General features: G+C 63.9%; 11 protein-coding genes. 6 read left to right on the top strand and 5 right to left on the bottom strand.

Annotation, left to right across the window (positions count from 1 at the left end):
* Positions 1-71: 71 nt before the first annotated feature.
* Positions 72-1214, bottom strand: coding sequence for a CmpA/NrtA family ABC transporter substrate-binding protein (locus tag BLU17_RS09880; protein WP_091996547.1), 1143 nt, complete (start codon positions 1212-1214; stop codon positions 72-74).
* Entirely contained in the window at positions 1211-1795 is a 585-nt protein-coding gene (locus BLU17_RS09885) for an ANTAR domain-containing response regulator (protein ID WP_091996548.1), read from the bottom strand. The genes BLU17_RS09880 and BLU17_RS09885 overlap by 4 nt, the downstream gene beginning before the upstream one ends.
* Before the next feature lie 906 nt (positions 1796-2701).
* On the opposite strand from BLU17_RS09885, the gene BLU17_RS09890 reads away from it, so the two are divergent.
* Positions 2702-5848 carry an autotransporter family protein gene (locus BLU17_RS09890; protein ID WP_091996549.1) on the top strand — a complete coding sequence of 1049 codons (3147 nt, stop codon included), beginning with the start codon at positions 2702-2704 and terminating at the stop codon, positions 5846-5848.
* A gap of 33 nt (positions 5849-5881) precedes the next feature.
* Here the strand turns inward: BLU17_RS09890 and BLU17_RS09895 are convergent, their stop codons facing one another.
* Both BLU17_RS09895 and BLU17_RS09900 read right to left on the bottom strand, forming a co-directional pair.
* The gene (locus BLU17_RS09895) at positions 5882-6415 is read right to left on the bottom strand and encodes a bacteriohemerythrin (RefSeq protein ID WP_091996550.1); all 534 of its coding nucleotides are present in this window, start codon (positions 6413-6415) and stop codon (positions 5882-5884) included.
* A 140-nt stretch (positions 6416-6555) separates the two neighbouring features.
* Complete coding sequence (locus BLU17_RS09900) at positions 6556-7524, bottom strand: PDR/VanB family oxidoreductase (protein ID WP_091996551.1); 969 nt, start codon at positions 7522-7524, stop codon at positions 6556-6558.
* A gap of 225 nt (positions 7525-7749) precedes the next feature.
* Between BLU17_RS09900 and BLU17_RS09905 the strand changes: the two genes are divergently transcribed.
* The 5 genes from BLU17_RS09905 (at position 7750) to nadC (ending at position 12963) form a co-directional block, all read left to right on the top strand.
* Positions 7750-9084 (top strand): MFS transporter, encoded by a 1335-nt coding sequence (locus BLU17_RS09905; protein WP_091996552.1) that lies wholly within the window; start codon positions 7750-7752, stop codon positions 9082-9084.
* A 58-nt stretch (positions 9085-9142) separates the two neighbouring features.
* Positions 9143-10135 carry a PhnD/SsuA/transferrin family substrate-binding protein gene (locus tag BLU17_RS09910; protein ID WP_091996553.1) on the top strand — a complete coding sequence of 331 codons (993 nt, stop codon included), beginning with the start codon at positions 9143-9145 and terminating at the stop codon, positions 10133-10135.
* A gap of 100 nt (positions 10136-10235) precedes the next feature.
* Positions 10236-11306, top strand: coding sequence for a porin (locus BLU17_RS09915; RefSeq protein ID WP_091996554.1), 1071 nt, complete (start codon positions 10236-10238; stop codon positions 11304-11306).
* A gap of 89 nt (positions 11307-11395) precedes the next feature.
* The gene (locus BLU17_RS09920) at positions 11396-11980 is read left to right on the top strand and encodes a MarR family winged helix-turn-helix transcriptional regulator (RefSeq protein WP_091996555.1); all 585 of its coding nucleotides are present in this window, start codon (positions 11396-11398) and stop codon (positions 11978-11980) included.
* 137 nt (positions 11981-12117) lie between these two features.
* Positions 12118-12963 (top strand): carboxylating nicotinate-nucleotide diphosphorylase, encoded by an 846-nt coding sequence (gene nadC, locus BLU17_RS09925; RefSeq protein WP_091996556.1) that lies wholly within the window; start codon positions 12118-12120, stop codon positions 12961-12963.
* Between the two features lie 171 nt (positions 12964-13134).
* On the opposite strand, the gene BLU17_RS09930 is transcribed toward nadC, so the two are convergent.
* Complete coding sequence (locus tag BLU17_RS09930; protein WP_091996557.1) at positions 13135-14310, bottom strand: Gfo/Idh/MocA family protein; 1176 nt, start codon at positions 14308-14310, stop codon at positions 13135-13137.
* Positions 14311-14316: the final 6 nt, after the last annotated feature.

The following is a 14316-nucleotide window of genomic DNA, read 5'->3' on the forward strand; positions in this document are numbered from 1 at the left end:
TGCACCGCCAATAGCGATGACGCACGCAGCCTGGCCCGCCTGCGCCGGCCGCACGCGCGAGCGGCGCCAGGCTACGCCTTGATGGCGAACCCTTCCAGATACCCCGCCACGTCCTGCCCGTCCCAGATGCGGCCATCGACGAACGGCGCGCTGGGCGCCTCGCCCGGCACGGCTATCCCCATCGCTTCCGCCGCTTCGCGATATGACGCCGTCTGGTTCAGCCCCTGTGCAATCTCGCGATAGTCGTCGCGGCGCGCGAGCATGCCCCATCGTTCGAACTGCGTAAGAAACCACACGCCCTCCGACGCTCGCGGATAGTTCACCGCGCCTTCCTCGAAGAACTTCATGCCCGGCGCGCCCGGACCGGCTTCGGCTTCGAGGCACGCGGCGATCAATCCGGCATCGACGCCCAGCATTTCCGGCCGCGCGAGCCACTGGGCGATCTCCCGGCGATTGCCCTCGCCGTCGAGCCAGCGGCACGCTTCGAGCATCGTCTGCACGAGCGCGCGCGCCGTCTGCGGATAGCGCGACACGAAATCGCGTCGGCACGCGAGCACCTTCTCTGGATGATCGGGCCAGATTTCGCCGCTGCGGACGATCGTGCGTCCCACGCCGCGCTGCTGGGCGAGTCCCGGCCACGGCTCGCCTGCGCACAGGCCGTCGAGGCGGTCTTCGGCGAGCGCGGCCACCATTTGCGGCGGCGGAATGACCACGCTCTCGATGTCATGCAACGGATGCACGCCTTGCGAGGCGAGCCAGTAGTACAGCCACATCGCGTGCGTGCCGGTGGGAAACGTCTGCGCGAACACGGGCTTGCGATCCAGCGTCGCGAGCGCGCGCGGCAGCGTGCCGTGCTTCGCGAGCGCATCGGCGAGACGGTTCGAGAGCGAAATCGCCTGGCCGTTGCGGTTGAGCACCATCAGCACGGCCATGTCGGTTTGCGGGCCTCCGAGGCCGAGCTGCACGCCATAGACGAGCCCGTAGAGCGAATGTGCGGCGTCCAGCTCGCCGGCAAGCAGCTTGTCGCGCAGCGCGGCCCACGAGGGCTGGCGCGAGAGTTCGAGCGTGAGCCCGTGCGCATGGCCGAATTCGAGCAGCTTCGCGGCGACGAGCGGCGCGGCGTCGGCGAGCGGCACGAAGCCGATCTTCAGATGGGTCTTCTCGGGCGCGGCGAAAGTGGCGGTGTTCATGTTCGGCGCATCGTTCGTGCTCATTCGTTTCGCTCCTCGGCAGCGCTGGCCGCGACGATCTGGCGGGCGACCTCGGCGAGCTTCAGGCTCTGGTTCATCGCGCGCTTGCGCAGCGCCGCGTAGGCGGCGGGCTCGGTCATCTTCTGCTGCTCCATCAGCAGGCGCTTCGCGCGGTCGATCAGCTTGCGCTCGGCCAGTTCGTTTTCGGCCTGCGTGAGGCGCTCGCGCAACTGCGCCTCCTGTGCGAAGCGCGCGAGCGCGACTTCGAGAATCGGCGCGATGCGTTCGCTCGCGAGCCCTTCCACGAGATAAGCGGTCACGCCTGCGTTGACGGCCGAGCGGATCAACTGCTGGTTGGCGTCGTGGCTGAACATGAGCACGGGGCGCGGCGCGGTCGCGTTCATCACCGCGAGCTGTTCGAGCGTGTCGCGCGAGGGTGATTCGGTGTCGATGATGATGACGTCCGGCCGCTCGCGCTCGACCACGCGATGCAGCGCCTGCGGCGTGGCAGGCTCGGCGAGCATGCCGTAGCCGAGCTTCGCGAGCGCGTCGCGCAGGTCGCCGATGGGTTTGTCGGTGTCGGTTACGAGCAATACGCGCAGCATGGGGATTCGGTGATCGTCGGCATGCAGTCTTCGACGGTTGATCGGTTCTTTGTGGTCGAGCCCGGCGTCTGCGCGCCGGACTGGAGGGCGGCATGCTGCCCTCCGGTGCGTTGCGCGCCATAGCTGCGCATGGTGATTCAGCAAGCTATGTGCCAGTTTCCGCGCCGGGCGCGAAGCCTTGCTGGAAGGGGATGTCGGCGCACCGAGGGAACGCGCGGCGCGCACCGCGTGGCGCACCGCGGCAGTGCGGGGGCGGACGCGGCGCACCCTGGTGGCGCAGCGCTTGGCGGGCGTTGCACGAAACCGTGCGGCGGCTAACCGGCGTGATCGGCGCTGAAGCCAGCAAGGGAGCGCAGTCGTCCGCGAAGACGAATTGCTGGAGGGCCACTCGGCGCGCCTGGCTTCAACCCCGTCCAAAGCCTATTCCGACGCATCCGCATTGACGCAAGGTACGGCTTCCCGACCATTGGCTTGTGCGCTCACGTAGAGGAAAAACATATCGGCACCACTGCGCTCACAACGCCGACGAGTGTTTGAGCAGTTGCTCGCGCGACTGATCAAGAGCGCGCGGGAATGCCTGTGCTACCTCGGGAAACGGCCCTGGTCGGTCAGCGTAACGCATGGCCGGGAGGGGCGGCTACGGTCCGATGCGGAACGATCGATGGCGGTCCACACCGGCGGGCAGGGGCGGCCAAAGCGACAGGCACCGACAGCCCATGAACGGCCGTTTTCAGCGCCGAAGCGGCAATTGAAAGATGTTTGCGCGCGCCCGGCGGCGGCAACGATTCGCAACACTTTGTAATCACTTTCCGCCTCACCTATAGTGGTCGTCGTCACAGAACATGCATGGGACCAAGATGACGTAGGTGTTTTCCTGCAAGCTGCGTGTACGGAGGCGGTGAACTCATGACGTACTGGGCGATTGACGGTAATTCACCACAACAGCAATGTGTTTGGGGAGTCGCGGCCATACTGGTCGTTGTTCTCCTTTTACTGCCCGGCAAGCAGGCGTTTGCGCAATGCGCGGCCACCGACGCCAGCACGGTGAGCTGTTCGGGCAGTTCCACCGGCCTGACCATCGTGCCTCCGCCGCCCCCGGGGCCGAACGTGACTGTCACCGTTCAGCCTGGCGCAACAATCAACGGGCCAGTGGTCATCGACAACCTGACGACGCTCAGCTTCCAGAACAACGGCCAGATCAACGGCAACATTACTGTCACCCGCAATGGCGATTTCACGTTCGACCAGAACGGTACGTTTGGCGGAACCGCCCTGTCGGTTACAGGGACCGGGTCCAACAACCTGATTGTCCGCGCCGGGCGCTCGGTCAACAACGTAACCATGTCGGGCGCCACGAACCAGGTCGACAACTCCGGTGTGCTCAACACTTCCGTCACACTGAATGCGACGACGTCGAACACGGTCATCAACCGGACGGGCGCGGCGATCAACCAGCTAACGCTCTCCGGACCCACCAACACCGTCGACAACGACGGGCTGTTCAATCAGGGGCTTGCGTTCTCCAACGGGCATACGGCGTCCAACCAGTACGACAACACGATCACCAACCGGGTCAACGGCGTCATCAATGGCGTCAACAGCACTGGCAACGCGTACAACAGCATCGACAACGCCGGCGTAATCAACGGCGCCGTCAATCTCGGGGCCGGTAACGACCTGTTTGCCAACCGGGCGCAGACCAATGGCGCCGTCAACATGGGCGGCGGCAACGACATATTCGCCATGTTCGGCGGCACCATCTGCTGTACGGTCAACCTCGGCGACGGCAACGATCTCGCGGTCATATTTGGCGGCACGATCAGTTCGGACTTTCAGGCAGGCGCAGGCAATGACACCCTCGCCTGGCAAGGCGGCAAGATCGTGGCGGGTGTCCGGATGGGCGACGGTAACGACTATGCGTTGCTCACCAATCTGACTTCGGCCAACTTGGTCCCTGGACTGCTTGTCGATGGTGGACCAGGCACCGACCGCCTCGTTTTTCAAAACTCGCAAAATGGTAATGACGGCCTCGACGTGTCCCAACTCACCCAGTGGGAAAGCATCGCGCTCAACTTTCATTCGCAACTGACGTTCAAGAACTACGCCGCGCTGACCCTCGGTGACGCTGGAACGGGAACGGGCACGCTTTCCATCGACGGCAGCAGCACCGTATTTTCAGGGAACGGCACACAATCCGTCCGGCCGTGGAACCCGAGCGCGCTTGTCAGCGTCGCCAACGCGGGGACTATCGACCTGACCAACGGTCCGGCGACGGCAACCGACCGGTTCGTGATTTACGGCAACTACACCGGGCAGAACGGGAATCTCAACCTGCAAACGGTGCTCGGTACCGACAACTCACCGTCCGATCAGCTCGTCATCCAGAAGAATTCGACGGCGACAGCCGTGCCGACAGCGTCGGGATCAACGACGCTGAACGTAACCAATCTGAACGGTCTCGGCGCCATGACCACGAGCGATGGTATCCGGGTGGTGGACGCTGTTGACGGCGCTGCAACAACGTCCGGCGCGTTTACGCTCGGTAGCCGCGTGGCGGCCGGCGCATACGAATATCAGCTGTTTCGTGGCGGCGTGACCGCCAACGCCGCCAATGACAACGACTGGTTCCTCCGTTCGAGCGTACCAAATCCGGCGGTGCCAATAACGACGTTGCCGGCGCCGGCCCCGCCGCCCCCACCGGTCCCCGCTGTCACATTGCCTGCGCCGGTTCCGGCCGTTCCTGCCGTGCCGCTTCTGCCTGCGCCCGCGCCGCCGTCCCCGGTAACCACGCTGCCGGCTCCGCTGCCGTCGGCGCCAGCCATTCCGACGCCCCCGCTGCCGGCGCCGCCGCCGCCCGCTCCACCGCCCATTGATCCGCCGCCGGTGTCGCCGCCGGGGGGGACGCCCCCGCCTGGACAGACGCCCCCGCCTGAGCAAACAACCTCGCCGGGACAAACAACGCCACCGGGGCAGACCACTCCTCCGGGGCAGACCACTCCGCCAGGGGAAACACCTCCGGGCAGCGGGCAGCCGCCTGCCGGCACTCCACCAGTGGAGAACGCATCGCCGCCCGTCACACCGCTGATTCGCCCCGAAATCCCGGGTTACGTCCTCATGCCCGGCATAGCGCAGCAGATGGGTCTGGACACCATCGGCACGTTCCACGAACGCCGCGGCGATCAGGCTCTGCTGGATGGCTATGGAAATCCCGGCAGTGTATGGGTACGGGCACTGGGCGACGGACGTGACCAGCGATGGCGTTCAACGATCTCCGGCATCGGCTACCAGTTGTCCCCGCAGATCAGCAGCAACATGTGGGGAGTGCAGGTGGGTACCGATGCGTACACCCGCCACGACGACCGGGGCAACGAGGATCGCGCGGGCCTGTTCTACGCGCACACCGAGACGCATGGGACGGTGTACGGCAACACGCTGGCAATCGAAGGCAACCGCTCAGGCACCCTCGATCTCCAGGGAGACAGTCTCGGTCTTTACTGGACCCACATGGGGCCGAACCGCTGGTACCTGGATGCCGTGGCGATGTACACGCGGCTCAAGGGGAATGCCGAATCGAATATGGGAACAGGTGCGGGAACTGACGGCAATGCGTTTGCAGTGTCGCTCGAAAGCGGTATTCCGTTCCGCCTCAACGATAGCTGGGCCCTCGAACCGCAGGGGCAGATTGTCTGGCAGCACATCAACTTCGACAATACCGCCGACCAGTATTCGTCGATCGACTATCGCAATTTCGACGCGTTCACCGGCCGCCTGGGGCTAAGACTGGAGAACAACACGCTCATCCACGGTATGCCGTGGCAATCGTTCATCAGTGCCGATGTCTGGCATAACTTTACGGCGACCTCAAACGTGGCGTTCGACGGCACGAACCTCGCCACGTCGCTTGGCAGTACGTCGCTCGAACTGCGCGGTGGCGTAACAACAAAGTGGACAAAGAATATTGCCACTTATCTGTCGGTAAGCTACGTCACGAAACTTGGCGGGCAGACGGATCACGGCGTCGGCGGAATTGGCGGCGTCCGTATTCGGTGGTAGCGACCTCGCATGGCCGACGACTGCTACCGGGATTTAATGATCGGCCGCCGGGGAATCCGTATCGATCAGATTTGAAAGAGATCGCCTGAACACGACAGGCTTGCCGCCCATCGTCTGCTTCGTCATCCATGCTGCCAGCGCCGAGTCCAGGTAGTCCGCGTGACCGGGAAACCACTCGAAAAGGCGCAGGCCCAGATCTCGTGCGAGTTGCGCGCCGGCCCGTCCTTCTGCGACCGCGGTCTTCACATCACAGACCGACTTCAGCACTGCCGCATGTTCTTCGATGTGGCAGTTGCGCGGCGGGAAGTTCGTCGCTCGCATCCACTCGTCTTCCTGCTCGAAATGGCTAACTGCATGCTGTTCGAACTGGTCTAGCGCTGTTGCGGCCGTCGTGTCCGTGCACGTCACCAGCCGCAGCGCGGCTGTATAGAACTCCTTGTGAACGTCGTCCATCGGCGTGAAGCCGAGTAGTCGAGCGTCGCTCCAGACAAGGCTGTTGTCGCTGAGCGGAGCCGGGGCACCGGTGTCTCTTGCCGGTGGCGTTCGGGGAGCAGTTTGGTCGGTCATGTTCAATTACTCCTGCTGTTTCGGCATGCCGCCCGGTGAGCAAAACCATGGGTGGTCGTACTGCGGCACGAAAGCCCAGCATCGTGCTCGACGCTTTTTTTGCTTTCGCGATCGATGCACTCGCGCCCGCCTTTGCGAACTCAAAGATCGAGAACCAGCTCCGCCGATCTGGCGCGCGACACGCAGACCATGATCTGCGTTTCTTTCTCGTCGTCGCGCAGCACGAGATCCCGATGATCCGCCTCCCCTGAGCACAAGGCTGTCTTGCACGAGCCGCAGGTGCCGCTTTCGCACGAACTCGGCACGCGCACGTTCGCGTCGCGCAGCACCTCGAGGATCGAGCGATCGGCGGGAATGTCGAACGACGTGCCGCTGCGCGAAAGCCGCACAGTAAACGGCGTATTTTCGCGCGCATTCGCATGGCCGGCACCGAAGCTCTCGAAGTGAACGGTGCCCGAAGGCCAGTGGCCGGTCATGTCCCGCACGGTGTCCATCAGCGCCTGCGGGCCGCAGCAGTACACGTGTTGTGCCGGCTTCGACTTCTCGAACACGGGCCAGAAGTCGAATGCTTTCGACGGGTCGCCGTAATCGTGATGAATCTTCACGTCCGGATGCCATGCATCGCTGCCCAGTTCGTCGAAGAACGCCGTGCCTTCCGGATCGCGGGCGAGGTAGTACAGCTTGAACGTGCGCAGGCCCTCTGCTCGCAACTGCCGCGCCATGGACAGCATCGGCGTGATACCGATACCGCCTGCAACGAGAATGAACGACTTTGCGCGCTCATCGAGGGGAAACTCGTTGCGGGGCAAGGAGACATCCACGTCGTCGCCCACGGCCGTATCGTCGATGAAACTCATCGAGCCGCCGCGTCCGCTGCTGTCACGCTTGACCGCGATGACGTAGCGATTGCGCTCCTGCGAGTCATTGCACAGCGAATAACTGCGTCGCGAGCCGTTGGGCGTCACGACGGTCAAATTCGCGCCCGCGTCGAATGGCGGCAACGGCGCGCCTTGCGGGTCGGTCAGTTCAAAGCACCAGATGTCACGGGCGATCTTCTCCTTGTTCGAGATCTTCAAACGAAGAAAACCGTCTTCCTGGGGGGGCGCCATCTCTATCTCCTTCCGGCGATCCGGTTTTGTGTTGTGTCATATGGACCGCATGTTATTACTAGATATCTAATGACGCAAGTCAAGAAAAGCGATTTGCTCTCGGTATAAACCCGTGCTTGTCAGCGACATAAAGCCGCCGTAACCTGAATATTAGAGCTCTAATTATGCGGTTAGAGGAACCCTGTTCCGGCCGGTATCCAGAGTGAAATTCGGAGACATTCAGTCATGGCACATTCAACGTTGCACTCCGGGGATCTATCCCTGTCCGCCGTAGCCGGCTCGGAGGCGGAGGAGGCGACTTATCGCAAGATCACGCTCAGGTTAATGAGCTTTCTCTTCCTTTGCTGGGTCCTCAATTATCTCGATCGAGTCAACGTCAGCTTCGCGCAGCTGCAGCTCAAGCACGATCTCGGGTTGAGCGACGCGGCGTACGGGCTCGGCGTAAGTCTGTTTTTTATCGGCTACATCCTGCTCGAAGTGCCGAGCACGCTGTTGCTGCGGCGCATTGGCGCGCGCAAGACCGTCACGCGGATCATGCTGCTGTGGGGCGCCATCTCCACCGCCATGGCGTTCATGACCGCTCCATGGCAGTTCTATCTCGCCCGGACGCTCCTCGGCGCGGCCGAAGCAGGCTTTTGGCCCGGCATTATCCTCTATCTCTCGTACTGGTATCCATCGAAGCGCCGCGCTCGTATCACGTCGCGGTTCCTGCTGGCGATCGCGGTTGCGGGGATCGTCGGCGGCCCGCTTTCCGGGTACATCCTGCAAAACTTCATGGGCGTCTGGGGCTTTCGCAACTGGCAGTGGCTGTTCTTCCTGGAAGGCGTGCCGGCCGTGATTGCCGGTGTCGTCGCTTACTTCTATCTGGTCGACCGGCCGCAAGACGCGAGGTGGCTGACCGAGGATCAAAAGCGCATTGTCGTTGGCGCGCTGGACGAGGAAGGCCGCAGCAAGCCGCATAACTCGCCGGGCACGCTGCTCGCCGCGCTGCGCGACCCGCGCGTGTACGTGATCGCTGCGGGCTGGGCCACGGTGCCCATTTGCGGAACCATCCTTAACTACTGGACGCCCACGATCATCAAACAGGCCGGCGTTTCCAACCTGTTGCAGATCGGCTTCCTGTCCGCGCTGCCATATATCGTCGGCGCCGTTGCCATGCTGCTGATCGCGCGCAGTTCCGACCTGCGGCTCGAGCGCCGCTGGCACTTCGTGCTGTCGACGACAGCCGGCGCAACGGGCGCGGTGCTCCTGACGGTTCTGACGCACAACTCCGTTGCCGCCATCGCGTGCCTGAGTCTCGTTGCGCTTAGCTATTTCGCGGCTGCGGCCATTATCTGGACCATTCCGCCGAGCTACCTCAAGGGCGCGGCCGCCGCCGGCGGCATCGGCGTGATCAGCAGTCTCGGCCAGGTGGGCGCCTTCTTCGCGCCAATCGTCCTCGGCTGGGTGAAGAGCGTGACCGGCAGCTTCTCGGCCGGCATCCTGCTGGTCGCGGCGCTCGTTTTCATCGGCGGCGTTGCCGTCTTCTTCGGCGTGCCGCGCGAGCGGCAGGCACAGTAGTCCGGCGCGTGACGACGCACGCGCCGGACGGCATTTCGATAGTCAAACAGGAGCAGGAATGAGCAAGCTTCAACTTTCCATCGCCGTGGGCAACTACGACCGGATGCGGCCGCTGATCGACGGCGACGTCCAGATCGACGGCGTCGATCCCGTATTCATGCTGCAGGACCCCGAGGAGATTTTCTTTCGCGCCTTCCGGCACGCGGACTACGATATTTGCGAGCTTTCGCTCAGCAGCTATTCGGTGAAGACGGCTGCGGGAACGTCGCCCTACATTGCCGTGCCGGTGTTCCCCTCGCGCGCGTTCCGGCACAGCTCCATCTACGTGCGTTCCGACCGGGGGATCGACCGGCCCGAGGACCTGAAGGGCAAACGCATCGGCGTGCCGGAATACCAGCTTACGGCCAATGTATGGGTGCGGCTCTTTCTCGAAGAGGAATACGGCGTGAAGGCGTCGGATATCCGCTGGGTACGGGGCGGCTACGAGGACCCGACGCGCGTGGAGAAGATCGCGCTCAAGCTGCCCGAAGGTGTCGTGCTGGAAAACGCCCCCGAAGGGCAGACGATCTCCAGCCTGCTGGCCGACGGCGAGATCGACGGCGTGATCGGGCCGCGCGCGCCGTCGTGCTTCGAGCGCGGGCATCCCCAGGTCAAGTACCTCTTCGACGATCCGCAACAGCGCGCGGCCGAATGGTACGAGCGCAGAAAGCTCTTTCCGATCATGCACACGCTGGGCATCCGCAGGACGCTGGCGGAGCAGCATCCGTGGCTGCCCGGCGCGATCGCGAAGGCGTTCGAGCAATCGAAAGAAGTGGCGCTGGCCCGTTTGAGCGACACGTCGGCGACCAAGGTGACGCTGCCGTTCATCGAGGACCAGTTACGCAATGCGCGGCGTCTGATGGGACACGACTTCTGGTCTTACGGATTCGCGAACAACGAGCACGTGATCGACCGCTTCCTCGCGCAGCACTATGCCGAGGGCTTGTCGAGCCGTCGCCTGCAGCCTGCCGAACTGTTCCACCCGGCCAGCCTCGAGCGATTCAAGATCTGACCTTTTGCGGCGGTCGTTCGTGCCGTCGCGCATCCGGCGCCTGCCGGATGCGCGAAAGAGATAACAATACATCCAATATAATTAGTAATACCAAATACAGATGAAAATGAAGAGACACACACTGCCGCTCGCCTGCTGCGGGTTGCTGACGCTCGCCTGCACGGCGGCCCATGCACAAAGTTCGATCACGCTCTACGGCATCGTCGACGCGGGCGTCGAGTATGTCAACCGCGTGCCCCAGGGTACGCAGACGGGTTCGGTGATCCGGGAACAGTCGGGCAATCTCGCCGGATCGCGCTGGGGGCTCAAGGGCACGGAGGATCTCGGCGGCGGCTACAAGGCCGTGTTTACGCTGGAGGGCGGGTTCAACGTGAACACCGGTGCGCTCGGCCAGAGCGGGCGGCTGTTCGGCCGCAAGGCATTCGTTGGTCTCGCGACGCCGTACGGCACGCTCACGCTCGGACGTCACCAGAACCTGTTCTACGAGCTGATGTACAAGTATGACGCGCTGACCTTCAACCCGAGCTATTCCGCGCAAAGCATGGACAGCCAGTTCGTGAACCGCGCGGACAACTCGGTGCGCTATGGCGTGCACCTCGGCGACGTGACATTCGCGGCCCTGTACAGCACCGGGTTTGACGCGACGATTCCGAACGGCGGGAGCGTGCCCGGCGCAACGAAGGTGGGCCGCGAAATGAGCGCGGCGATCCTGTATGATCGCGGGCCGTTCAGCATCGGCTTGACGTACGACCAGTTGCAGGGCACCTCGATCGCGACGCAGAGCAACGCACAGCAGCGCGCATTGCTCGGCGTGTCGTACGACCTCGGGCCGGTCACGACGCTGGCCGGCCTGCGCTGGCTGAACACGCGCAACACGGATGTGCCGCCGAGCTCGCTGCTCTATTGGGGCGGCGTGACCTGGAGGGTGAATGCGCCGCTTGCCGTATCCGCGAGCGTTTATCACACGCAGTTTCGCAATCCGCACGGCGGCCCGACGATGGGGGTATTGCTCGTCGACTACTCGCTCTCCAAACGCACCGACGTGTACGCGGAAGGCGCATATGTCGCCAATCGTTCGTTTTCCGATGTCGGCATTCGGGGCACGGGCGTGGACATCGCGCCTGGCATGGACCAGACGGGCGTGACCGTGGGCATTCGTCACGCTTTCTGAGCTGCCCGGGCGCTGCGGCCCAGCGCCTCTCGCTCCGTCTAAAGCGCTATGATTGTCACCAGTCTGGTCACAATAACGGCGAGGAAGGTATGGCAGCAGCACGTACTTCGGGCAAGGGCGGGGTCGCGAGCGAGGACCCCATCCTGCGGCACTGGCGCGAGGCGGTGCCGGACGATCGTCTTGCTCACCTGGTCAAGGATGCGGGCCGCGCGATGATTCGCGGTCTGCAAATGCGTCTGGCGCAGCATGAAGTCTCGTTCGGCCACTGGGCGTTTCTGCGCGTGCTGTGGGTCAACGACGGACTCACGCAGAAGGAACTCAGCGACGAGACCGGCACCACCACGCCCACCACGTTTAGCGCGGTGTCGGCAATGGAAAAGCTCGGGTACGTCGAGCGCCGCTATGCGCCCGGCAATCGCAAGAACACGCACGTCTATCTCACGCCGCGCGGCCGGAGCCTGAAAAACAAGCTCGTCCCGCTCGCGGAAGAAGTCAACGAAATCAGCGTCAGGGGCCTGAAAGCCACCGAGATCAACGTCGCGCGGAAGGTTCTGCTGACGATCATCGAGAACATGGCACGCGACGAATCCGAGTCGGACGACCCGGCGCTGCGCATCCCTTCGACGCGGGAAGTGGGCCATCTGATCGCGGCGCGCGGAGAAGAAATCGATTGAGGCACGGCGTTCCAGATCATTCCCGAATGGAAATTTAATTAAAGATCTAATAATATTGGCGGGCGTGCCGTTCCACGGCAGGCACGACAGCATGCAATGGCCTGCTGCTTTCCCCGCTCAAAAAATACGGATCTGGAATGGATGGAATGACCCGCGCGGCGATGACGCGCAACGTCCGCGATGCGCTCGCGGAAGATGTCGGCGAGGCCGACTGGACGTCGCTGCTGATCGACCCCGGCACGTCGGCCGAAGCGCTCTTGACCGTGCGCGAGCCTGCCCTGCTGTGCGGCAGGCCGTGGTTCGACGAAACACTCCGGCAGGTCGACCCGCGCATCACGATTGAATGGTTTGTCGGCGAAGGCGAACCGATGCGCGAAGGACAGGCCGTCTGCCGGATCGCTGGCCCGGCGCGCGGGATGCTCACCGCCGAGCGCACCGCACTCAACTTCATTCAGTTGCTTTCCGGCGTTGCCACCGAAACCCGCGCGATGACGCGGATCGTGGAAGGCACGTCCGCACGGATTCTCGACACGCGAAAAACGCTTCCCGGCTTGCGCCTCGCGCAAAAGTACGCAGTGCGTATCGGCGGCGGGGAAAACCATCGTCGCGGGCTGTACGACGGCATCCTCATCAAGGAAAACCACATCGCGGCAGGCGGCGGCATTGCATCGACGCTTCACGCCGCTCGAGCCTTGGGCGCTGGTGTGCCCGTGCAGGTCGAGGTGGAGACGCTCGCTGAATTGAACGAAGCGTTGGCGGCGGGCGCCACGGCGATTCTGCTCGACAATTTCCCGGTCGAGGCGATGCGCGAGGCTGTCCGTGTCACTGCGGGGCGCGCCGAGCTGGAAGTCTCGGGCGGCGTGACCGACGAGACGCTGCGAACCATTGCCGATACTGGCGTGGACCGTATTTCGTTAGGTAAGCTGACCAAGAACGTCACGGCAATCGATTTTTCGCTGCGCTTCGCAGCATTCGCCGGGTGACGGGAGCGGGGCGCGTGATGCGCCCCGTAGAAGCCGGTGAATTGCCTGCTGGCAAGCTTTCCCGATGGGTCCAGCTTGCCGGAGGCGCCGATAAAAGCGCCCTCGTTCCGGCCGTACGTGGCTCAGTCCATCACGGAAGGTCGCGAGGGCTTTTCGGCCTGCGTCGGACTATCAAAGCGCGACATCTGCGCCGGTTTCGCTCGACTCCAGAATGGCGAGGCAGATTTCCAGCGTGCCCTTCGCCCATTCGCCGTCGTGTAGCGGCTGACGTCCGTCGACGACCGCGCCATACAACTCGTCGATGACTTCGGCGCGCGGCACGGCGGGTGCAGCCAGCGGCAGCGTTTGGCGTAGCTCGTCGCCGTAGACGACGATCGAATCGGGCAGCGGGCGCAGGTCCGCATGTTCGCAAGACACGATGACCGGGCCGAAATGCTGATGAAATCGCTGTGGCTCGTCCGCGGCGGCCGACGGCGGCTTGTATGCCGATCCGCCGTAGGTGCCGGCCGCCTTGAGCCTCGCCTCGTCGCCCGAGGACGCGAGCGTTTCCAGACGGCGGCGGGCGCTGCCGTACGCGTCGGGGTTCGTGCGATCGCCCATTTCGCCGATCCAGCCGCTCCATTCGTCGGTGTTGAAGTGGCCGTAGCCGTTGTACGAGAGCGAAGCATAGGCGCCGTTCTGGAACCAGATCAGCGCCGAATAGGCGCCTTCGGTCGGGCGTGACGGATCCCACCGGCCGACGCTCGCGCGCAGCCTCGTCGCGCGCGAGCCGGCGAGCATTCGCACGATGTCGACCTGGTGCGCCGCCTGGCTGAAGACGGCGCCGCCGCCTTCGGCTGTCGCCAGTTCCTCGGGCCGGCGCGGACGGTACAGGTAGTCGGTGTAATTGACGGCCTGGATCATCTTCACCGCGCCGAAATCGCCGAGGTCGATCAGTTCGCGCGCACGCAGGTACGGCGTGTCGAAACTGTGGCAATGGCCGACGATCAGATGCACGTTCGCCGCCCGGCATGCCGCGATCATGCGATCGCAGTCCGCGGCGGCGAGCGCCATCGGCTTTTCAACCAGCACGTGTTTGCCTTTCGCCGCGGCAATTTCCGTGTGCCGCGCGTGGAACTGGTGCGGGCTCGCAACGTAGACGATCTCGACGTTCGGGTCGTCCGCCAGTTCCGCCGCGTCCGCATAGGTGGGCGCGGCGAAGTCGGCGGCGAACTGCCGCCGCGCTGCCTCACGCGGATCGCACGCAGCGACGAGCTGGACTCTGGGGTCGCGCAGGAAGGTCGGCAGCATCAGCGAGAATGCCCGTCCCAGTCCTGCGACCCCGATGCGCAAACGGCGCTGCTCCATGGCCGC

It is taken from the genome of Paraburkholderia lycopersici, assembly GCF_900096975.1.
Taxonomy (GTDB): domain Bacteria; phylum Pseudomonadota; class Gammaproteobacteria; order Burkholderiales; family Burkholderiaceae; genus Paraburkholderia; species Paraburkholderia lycopersici.

What these genes read in the sequence shown, in the direction of transcription:
- BLU17_RS09880 (WP_091996547.1), bottom strand. Translation starts at nt 1,214, where the DNA reads ATGAGCACGAACGATGCGCCGAACATGAACACCGCCACTTTCGCCGCG.
- BLU17_RS09885 (WP_091996548.1), bottom strand. Translation starts at nt 1,795, where the DNA reads ATGCTGCGCGTATTGCTCGTAACCGACACCGACAAACCCATCGGCGAC.
- BLU17_RS09890 (WP_091996549.1), top strand. Translation starts at nt 2,702, where the DNA reads ATGACGTACTGGGCGATTGACGGTAATTCACCACAACAGCAATGTGTT.
- BLU17_RS09895 (WP_091996550.1), bottom strand. Translation starts at nt 6,415, where the DNA reads ATGACCGACCAAACTGCTCCCCGAACGCCACCGGCAAGAGACACCGGT.
- BLU17_RS09900 (WP_091996551.1), bottom strand. Translation starts at nt 7,524, where the DNA reads ATGGCGCCCCCCCAGGAAGACGGTTTTCTTCGTTTGAAGATCTCGAAC.
- BLU17_RS09905 (WP_091996552.1), top strand. Translation starts at nt 7,750, where the DNA reads ATGGCACATTCAACGTTGCACTCCGGGGATCTATCCCTGTCCGCCGTA.
- BLU17_RS09910 (WP_091996553.1), top strand. Translation starts at nt 9,143, where the DNA reads ATGAGCAAGCTTCAACTTTCCATCGCCGTGGGCAACTACGACCGGATG.
- BLU17_RS09915 (WP_091996554.1), top strand. Translation starts at nt 10,236, where the DNA reads ATGAAAATGAAGAGACACACACTGCCGCTCGCCTGCTGCGGGTTGCTG.
- BLU17_RS09920 (WP_091996555.1), top strand. Translation starts at nt 11,396, where the DNA reads ATGGCAGCAGCACGTACTTCGGGCAAGGGCGGGGTCGCGAGCGAGGAC.
- nadC (WP_091996556.1), top strand. Translation starts at nt 12,118, where the DNA reads ATGGATGGAATGACCCGCGCGGCGATGACGCGCAACGTCCGCGATGCG.
- BLU17_RS09930 (WP_091996557.1), bottom strand. Translation starts at nt 14,310, where the DNA reads ATGGAGCAGCGCCGTTTGCGCATCGGGGTCGCAGGACTGGGACGGGCA.